This is a genomic window from Mesorhizobium sp. M1E.F.Ca.ET.041.01.1.1 (genome assembly GCF_003997355.1).
Lineage (GTDB): Bacteria > Pseudomonadota > Alphaproteobacteria > Rhizobiales > Rhizobiaceae > Mesorhizobium.
In genome coordinates, this window is the sequence record NZ_RZSL01000331.1 from 1 (window position 1) to 6944 (window position 6944).

Genomic DNA, 6944 nt, shown 5'->3' on the forward strand with positions numbered 1-6944 from the left:
CCGCCCGCCCTGCGCGACGAAGCTAATGCCGCGCTCCGCGCAGAAGGCGACCAGTGCTGCCACGCCCTCGGTATCACGCGGCCGCACCAGCGCCGAGGCGCCGAAATTGCGGGCGTCGAAGCCTGGGTCGCGGGCGGCGAGCTCGACGGCGTCCCAGATGGTGGCGTTGCGGCAGGCGGCGCGCAATTCGGCGACGAGGGAGGCGGACATGGGACGGCTCCGGGGAGGGGAGCGACATCCTATAGAGGAACTCGAGCCTCCGAGTCACGCAGGTGCCGTCGCCGTTGCCGACAGGCGGGCTCGATTTCACACGCGACGGCGCCATCAACGCCGTCACCGGCTGGACGCAACATCTGCGGAACGACCACTTTCGCCTGGCGCGAATATGCCCGGTGCCGCTGTCGCTATTTTCGCCCGGCCTGCTTTTTCTTCGGCGGCGCTTCAACCGCCCCGCGCGCGAGCCTTGCCGCGCGAAGCCGTTCCGTCTTTGCCTGCCGGGCCGCCGCTTCCCGCTCGATGATCGCGCGCGCCGTGTTCGTGGTGGCTTCGCTCTTGGCGTCCGCCTTCGGCTTGAACAAACTCGTTTCGGCCATGGTCTCCTCGCTGTTTGATACGAAGAAGGCCGGGCAAGCCCGACCCTCTCCAGATGCTCCCCAAAATGCTCCCCCAAAGTGCTCCAAGGCCAATGCCGGTACATCCGCGGTCAAAGGCCATGGATGCACCGCATCAGGCCGCCTGCAGGTTCTCCGCGGAGCTCTTGCCGTTCCGCTGGTCCTTCACGATGTCGAAGCTCACCTTCTGGCCCTCCGCGAGCGAACGCATTCCGGCGCGCTCGACGGCGGAAATATGGACGAACACGTCCGGCTGCCCATTGCCCTGTTCGATGAAGCCGAAGCCTTTGGTGGCGTTGAAAAACTTCACTGTTCCGGTTGCCATACGATTTTCCTTCCAAATCGACGCAAATCATCGCCGCCTGGCGTTATGCCAAACGTCGCAGTCTTCGAAATTGAGAGGGAAGATCGTCAGGGCGCCGCGGCGCGGAAACAACATTCGTTCAACAAGATCGATTTGAAAGACATAGCGCTTGAACAAGCTGCGGCAAGGCGCTGACAAACAATATTATCGATGGCCTTTGTCCTGGCGGCCTTAGGCGACGGATGGCGCTTGCTCTTGCCAAAGCTGTTGATTTCGGTGCGTGGCAATCGTGGACGGCTCCGGACCAGCCAGCTAGAATTCCGAGAAACCGATCGCCTGGCTAGGCCCATCGGCCTCTGGATCGGCGCGGCTCATGAGTCCGGGGCTATTCGATGAGTGAAGTGATCGAACAACTCGTCAGCGCCATGAACGCACACGACCTCGATGCCGTCACCGCTCTCATCCACGAGAACTATCGCAGCGTGCAGCCGGTGCACCCGGGCAGGGCCTTCGTTGGGCGGGAACAGATGCGTGCCAACTGGGAGGCCATGTTCGCGGGAATACCCGACTTCCGCGCCACGGTCGCGCGGTCGGTCCAAGACGGTGGCACGACCTGGAGCGAATGGCATTGGTCGGGCACCCGCCGCGACGGCCAGCCGTTCGAGGTGCGCGGGGTCACGCTGTTCGAGATCATCGACGGCAAGATCGTTGCCGGGCGGCTGTACCTGGAGGATGTCGAACGGCAGCTGGTCGGCATCGAAGAGGCGGTCGAAGCCCTCTCCGGCCGCCGTCCAAAGGGGACCAGCAGCAAGGCAGGCCCGTGAGCCCAACCGCTGGCGCCGCTTATTCCGCCCGCAGCACCCCTAACCCACCCAGATCGAGCACCCAATCTTCTGCCCCGTGGCCGCATCCCGCACCGCTTTCGCAAACACCCGCCTCAGACCAACCCTGTTGGCTCTCACTTCCTTGCTCGCGAGGTAGGTCGGGTCGCCGACTTCCCAGTGGTAGCGTGTGTTTGCAGGCGCCCGCTTCCAGGTGAATTTCGATACGTAGGCTACTTGGCCCGGCGTGGCGTCGGCGAACCGGCAGTCGATGGTCGCCGGGATCATTCCTTTCGCCGCCATCGCGTTGACCACCTCGTTGGCGTTCTCCGTCGTCAGCCATTGATCTATGCCATTCTTCTGATACGCGGCGAGGGCGCTCGTCTGGTATGTGTCCCTGCCGCGGAATGACGAGCATCCTGCAAGCAGCAACAGCGCGCCGATTGCTGCGCCTGCCCAGCCTGCCCACTTAATGCCAGCGCGCCTGCTGCCTGCCCGCTCGCTGCTTGCTTGATTGCTGCGCATGCCCCGGTCCCCTTGCTCTGGAGGAAATGGAAAATTAACCGTGCCGGATGCTGCCGGTGGAGCATCGCTTCGTATATTAGGAACTTCACATGCCCGGCTCGTCCGGGCCTGGTTCTGGGCGGGCCGCGGCGCGCAGGCGGGCCGTGTGACCGCCCAGCCACAGAAGTCAGCCGCGCCAGTTCCTTAACGGCCCGCACCCGCAAAATTAACCTTTTGTTAACCATTCACCCGGCACCCTTTAACCATTGAGTAAGGATTCGTCTGGCCGTGACCTTCGCCGCCCCTTTGCACAACAAATCCATCCGCTTCCGCGCCCGCTCATTCGTCGCTTTCACGCTGACGCCGGAGGCGCCGATCGACGACTGGCTGGAGGGGCTCGACCACTGGATCGGCAATTCGCCGGGCTACTTTGCCGGCCGGCCGGTGGTGCTGGATCTGAACACCTTGAAGCCGGGGCCGGAGGAGATCGCCGCACTTGTCGGCACGCTGGCGCGGCGCGGCATCCGCGTCTATGCCATCGAGCTCGAAGGCGCCGAGCTCGGCCACGAACTGCCGCCGCTGCTCGCCGGCGCCAAGGAGGCCACCGCCGAGGGGCTGCTGGGCAGGGCCGCGCGCAAGGCGAAGGCGGAAGAGATCACGGTCGAGACGGCCGCCGTCGAGGACATGCAGCCGGGCCAGGTTAGGGCACCGCAGGAAGAATTTGCAGACACCGGGCTGGCCAAGCTCGATGCTGAGAACGCTGAAGCCGTCGAAGCAGCCAAACCCGAACCGGCGAGGTCGGGGCAGGGCGCTGAGCCGGCGCGGCACGAACCTTCCGCCGGCACGCTGATGATCAAGGCGCCGATCCGCTCGGGACAATCGGTCTTCCACCCGCATGGCGACGTCATCGTGCTGGGCTCGGTCGCATCCGGTTCGGAGATCGTCGCCGGCGGCTCGATCCATGTCTACGGCACGCTGCGCGGCCGGGCGGTCGCCGGCTCGGAAGGCAACATTTCGGCGCGCATCTTCTGCCGCAAGAACGAGGCCGAGCTGCTCGCCGTCGACGGCTGGTACACCACGGCCGAGGAGATGGAGGGCGTGTCGCGCGGCAAGGCCGTGCAGGCCTTCCTCGACAACGATGCGCTGTGCGTGGTGCCGCTCGGCTGAGTTTTTTAGGTGCGGCAAGCTTCGGACCGGTTTCGCGTGCGAGGCTGATTAAAGAATCCGCCGTGCCTTGCACGGTCACATAACAAACGCCAACGGAGGCTGGATGAATATGGGCAAGGTAGTCGTGGTCACTTCGGGCAAGGGGGGCGTCGGAAAGACGACCTCGACGGCCGCGCTCGGCGCTGCCGTGGCCAAGACCGGCAAGAAGGTGGCGCTCGTCGATTTCGACGTCGGCTTGCGCAACCTCGACCTGATCATGGGTGCCGAGCGCCGCGTGGTGTTCGACCTCGTCAATGTCATCCAGGGCTCGGCAAAGCTCTCGCAGGCGCTGATCCGCGACAAGCGGCTGGAGACGCTCTACCTGCTGCCGGCATCGCAGACGCGCGACAAGGACGCGCTGACCGAGGAGGGCGTCGCCGAAGTCATCGCTCGCCTGCGCTCGGTCTTCGACTACGTCTTCTGCGACAGCCCGGCCGGCATCGAGCGCGGCGCCCAGCTTGCCATGCGCTTCGCCGACGAGGCGGTCATCGTCACCAACCCGGAAGTGTCGTCGGTGCGCGACTCCGACCGCATCATCGGCCTGCTCGACGCGCGCACCATGAAGGCCGAGCAGGGCGAGCTGATCCAGAAGCACGTTCTTGTGACCCGCTACGATGCCGCCCGCGCCTCGCGCGGCGAGATGCTGTCGATCGACGACGTGCTGGAGATCCTGTCGACGCCGCTGCTCGGTATCATCCCGGAAAGCCAGGACGTGCTTCGCGCCTCGAACCTCGGCTCGCCGGTCACGCTCTCGGAGCCGATCAATTCCGCCGCCAAGGCTTATCTCGAAGCGGCAAGACGCCTGGAAGGCGAGGACCTGCCGGTGGTCGTCCCCTTCGAACGCAAGGGCTTCCTCGACCGGCTGCTCGGAAGGAGGGCGGCATGAGCATCCTCGACCTCTTCAAGCGGCGCACCAGCGCCCCGGTGGCGCGCGAGCGGCTGCAGCTCCTGCTCGCCTATGAGCGCCAGAGCCGCGGCCAGCCGGACCTCGTCTCCATCCTGCGCGAGGAGATCATGGCGGTCATCGCAAAGCACGTGCAGATCGACCAGGACTATCTCCAGGTCTCGATGGACCGCGGCGCGACCATGTCGACGCTGGAGATCGACATCCAGATCCCCAACAAGAGCGCCGTGCCGCTTGCGATGGCAGGGTGAGTAGCGCCAGCTAATCTCCCCCCTTGAGGGGGAGATGGCCGCGAAGCGGCCAGAGGGGGTCGTCTCACGTAGAGCGCCGACCTCATCTCTGGGCGCGCAGGGCGCTGGCGCTCAACGCGCGGCGACCCCCTCTGTCGCCTTCGGCGACTTCTCCCCCTCGAGGGGGGAGATTCCAGCGCTCACTCCGGCCGATACAGCTCGTCCATGCTGAGCTTCGCCATCTCCGCGAACGGCGCCTGCTTCTTCACCCTGCCGTGCTCCAGGATCACCAGATCGTCGCAGAACGAGATCGTCGAGTGGTGGTGGCTGATGACGATGGTGGTGCGGCGGCCGGCGCGCGATTTCAGCGTCTCTACGATCGCCGCTTCCGAAAGCCCGTCGACCGCGTTGGTGGCCTCGTCGAGGATCAATATGTCGGGGTCGCGCAGCAGCGCTCGCGCCAGCGCGATGCGCTGCCTTTGCCCGGCCGACAGGTTGACGCCGCGATAGCCGACCACCGTCTGGTAGCCTTGCGGCAGCGTCTCGATGAAGGCGTGCGCCTCGGCGAGCTCGGCCGCGCGGCGCGCCTCTTCAGCGCTCGCCGTGTCCTTGCCGTAGGTGATGTTGTCGAGGATGGTGCCGTCGACCAGCTCCAGCTCCTGGCTGGCGAGCGCGATATGGCGGCGCCAGTCGGCCGGGTCGATCTCGCCGAGCGGCGCTCCGTCGACGAGGATCTTGCCCCCGTCCGGCTCGACGAAGCGGCAGAGCAAATTGACGATCGTCGTCTTGCCGGCGCCCGAGCGGCCGATCAGCGCCGTCGAGCGGCCGCTCACGATGTCGAAGCTCGCCGCGTGCAGCACCGCCGCGCGCTGTTCCTCATTGGCATAGCTGAAGCTCACGCCCTCGAAGGCTATTCTGTCGCCAAGGCCGGCGAAGGGGCGGCTGCCCTCAGGCGGCGCGGGCTTGCCGTTGGGATCGAGCAGCCAGGTCACCTCTTCCAGCGAGCCGGAAAGCCCCTGCAACTGGCTCCATGTCATCTGCAGCGCCCTGACATGCGGCTGCAGGCGGTAGAGCAGGATGAGGAAGGACGCGACCACCGGAAAGCTCAAGCCGGCGAGCCAGGCGCCGATCACCACCGCCAGGAACAGCATGGCGTGCAACACTTCGGTCAGCGGCGCCAGCGCGCCCTGCCGGTTGGAGAGCAGGAAGGCCGCCCGCCGCACGCCGTCGGAGGCCTTCTCGAATGCAGCCTTCTCGCGCGCCTCCTGGCCGAAGATGCGGATCAGCCGGCCGGCATGGACGAGGTGCAGCATCTGCGATGCGAGCGCGCTGTTGCGCGCCGAAACACTGCGGCTCGGCGCCCTCAGACGGGCCGACAGCGCCATGTGCGCGGCCTGCACCAGCGCCAGCCCGAGCATCACCAAAAGCGTCATCTGCCAGGATAAGAGCAGCAGGAATGCAAGCAGGATAAGCGCCGCCGAGGCGCTGACGATGGCGCCGAGCACCCCCTGGATGGCGTCCGACGCCCGCCAGGATTCGTTGGAGATGATGTTGAGCAGCCGCCCCGGGCTTTCCCTCAGGAAAAAGGGATAGCCGACGGTCAGCAGCCGTTCGGCCAACGCGCCGCGTATCGTCTGGCTGGCCTTGCCGTAGATGTGGGCAGTGAGCACCGAATTGGCGAAGGCGAGCAGGTTCTTGAAAAGGATCGAGCCGAGGATCGCGGCCGAAATCGCGATCAGCCGCTCGCGCTCGCCGAGCCCGGCGCCGACCTGCTGGAGCAGGGCGGAAAGGCCCGCCATGCCGGTCGCCTCGCCATGCCCCATGATGATGCCGAGCAGAGGGATGATGAGCCCGATGCCGAAACCTTCGAGCGCGGCGCTTGCAAGGCCGAGTACGACGACCACAGGCAGCAGGCCGAGCTGACGGCGGCCAAGCGCGCGCCGCAGCATCGGCAGCGTCGGGCGTCCGGTCATCGCGCGCCGGCCTCCGCCCTGGTCTCGGCGGTCTCGTTGGCGAGCCGCGCTTGTCGTGGCGGCCGTCTGGCCAACACCAGAGCCATGAACTTCGCCGCGCCCGCGAGGTTCATCAGCACGATCGGCCAATGCGACAGCTTGAGCTCGTGATCGAAACGCGGGCCGCCGATCAGCTCACGCAACGCCGACCGCGTCGCCCAGTAGAAGTGGCGCAGCAGCCAGGGCGCGCGGCGGATGTGCTTCAGGCAGAGCGCGCCGTTGCCGAAATGATAGTCGCGGTGCAGCCGGCCGATCGCCTTGCGGTCGCGCCTGCCGTGGTGATGGAGGATCGTCATGTCCGGCACATATTCGACCGCGATGCCGGCAAGCATGGCGCGCACCAGATAGTCCG

8 protein-coding genes and 2 pseudogenes are annotated in these 6944 nt (G+C 66.1%); 4 read left to right on the forward strand and 6 right to left on the reverse strand.

Translation table 11 applies throughout. The features are described 5' to 3' along the window. From EOA38_RS23425 to EOA38_RS23435, 3 genes and pseudogenes are all read right to left on the reverse strand, one after another. Nucleotides 1-210 (reverse strand): annotated as a pseudogene (locus tag EOA38_RS23425) (FAD-binding oxidoreductase); the annotation flags it as partial. Nucleotides 211-404: 194 nt separating this feature from the next. Continuing rightward, the gene (locus EOA38_RS23430; protein ID WP_126094731.1) at nt 405-593 is read right to left on the reverse strand and encodes a hypothetical protein; all 189 of its coding nucleotides are present in this window, start codon (nt 591-593) and stop codon (nt 405-407) included. Between the two features lie 133 nt (nt 594-726). Continuing rightward, nucleotides 727-936 carry a cold-shock protein gene (locus EOA38_RS23435; RefSeq protein ID WP_126094730.1) on the reverse strand — a complete coding sequence of 70 codons (210 nt, stop codon included), beginning with the start codon at nt 934-936 and terminating at the stop codon, nt 727-729. Nucleotides 937-1307: 371 nt separating this feature from the next. On the opposite strand from EOA38_RS23435, the gene EOA38_RS23440 reads away from it, so the two are divergent. After that, nucleotides 1308-1739 (forward strand): nuclear transport factor 2 family protein, encoded by a 432-nt coding sequence (locus tag EOA38_RS23440; protein WP_126094729.1) that lies wholly within the window; start codon nt 1308-1310, stop codon nt 1737-1739. Between the two features lie 39 nt (nt 1740-1778). Here EOA38_RS23440 and EOA38_RS23445 read toward each other — a convergent pair whose 3' ends face one another. Then, a complete protein-coding gene (locus tag EOA38_RS23445) occupies nt 1779-2261 on the reverse strand; it encodes a hypothetical protein (protein ID WP_126094728.1) in 483 nt (160 codons plus the stop codon). A gap of 267 nt (nt 2262-2528) precedes the next feature. On the opposite strand from EOA38_RS23445, the gene minC reads away from it, so the two are divergent. From minC to minE, 3 genes are all read left to right on the forward strand, one after another. Further along, nucleotides 2529-3407 (forward strand): septum site-determining protein MinC, encoded by an 879-nt coding sequence (gene minC, locus EOA38_RS23450; RefSeq protein ID WP_126094727.1) that lies wholly within the window; start codon nt 2529-2531, stop codon nt 3405-3407. 109 nt (nt 3408-3516) lie between these two features. Beyond that, complete coding sequence (gene minD / locus EOA38_RS23455) at nt 3517-4332, forward strand: septum site-determining protein MinD (protein WP_126095975.1); 816 nt, start codon at nt 3517-3519, stop codon at nt 4330-4332. Further along, complete coding sequence (minE, locus tag EOA38_RS23460) at nt 4329-4601, forward strand: cell division topological specificity factor MinE (RefSeq protein WP_040973218.1); 273 nt, start codon at nt 4329-4331, stop codon at nt 4599-4601. Before minD ends, minE begins: the two co-directional genes overlap by 4 nt. Before the next feature lie 179 nt (nt 4602-4780). Here minE and EOA38_RS23465 read toward each other — a convergent pair whose 3' ends face one another. Both EOA38_RS23465 and EOA38_RS23470 read right to left on the reverse strand, forming a co-directional pair. Beyond that, nucleotides 4781-6553: an ABC transporter ATP-binding protein gene (locus tag EOA38_RS23465; protein ID WP_245464727.1), complete on the reverse strand. Its 1773-nt coding sequence runs from the start codon at nt 6551-6553 to the stop codon at nt 4781-4783. Then, a pseudogene (locus tag EOA38_RS23470) lies at nt 6550-6944 on the reverse strand (glycosyltransferase family 2 protein); the annotation flags it as partial. The pseudogene EOA38_RS23470 and the gene EOA38_RS23465, both read right to left, overlap by 4 nt.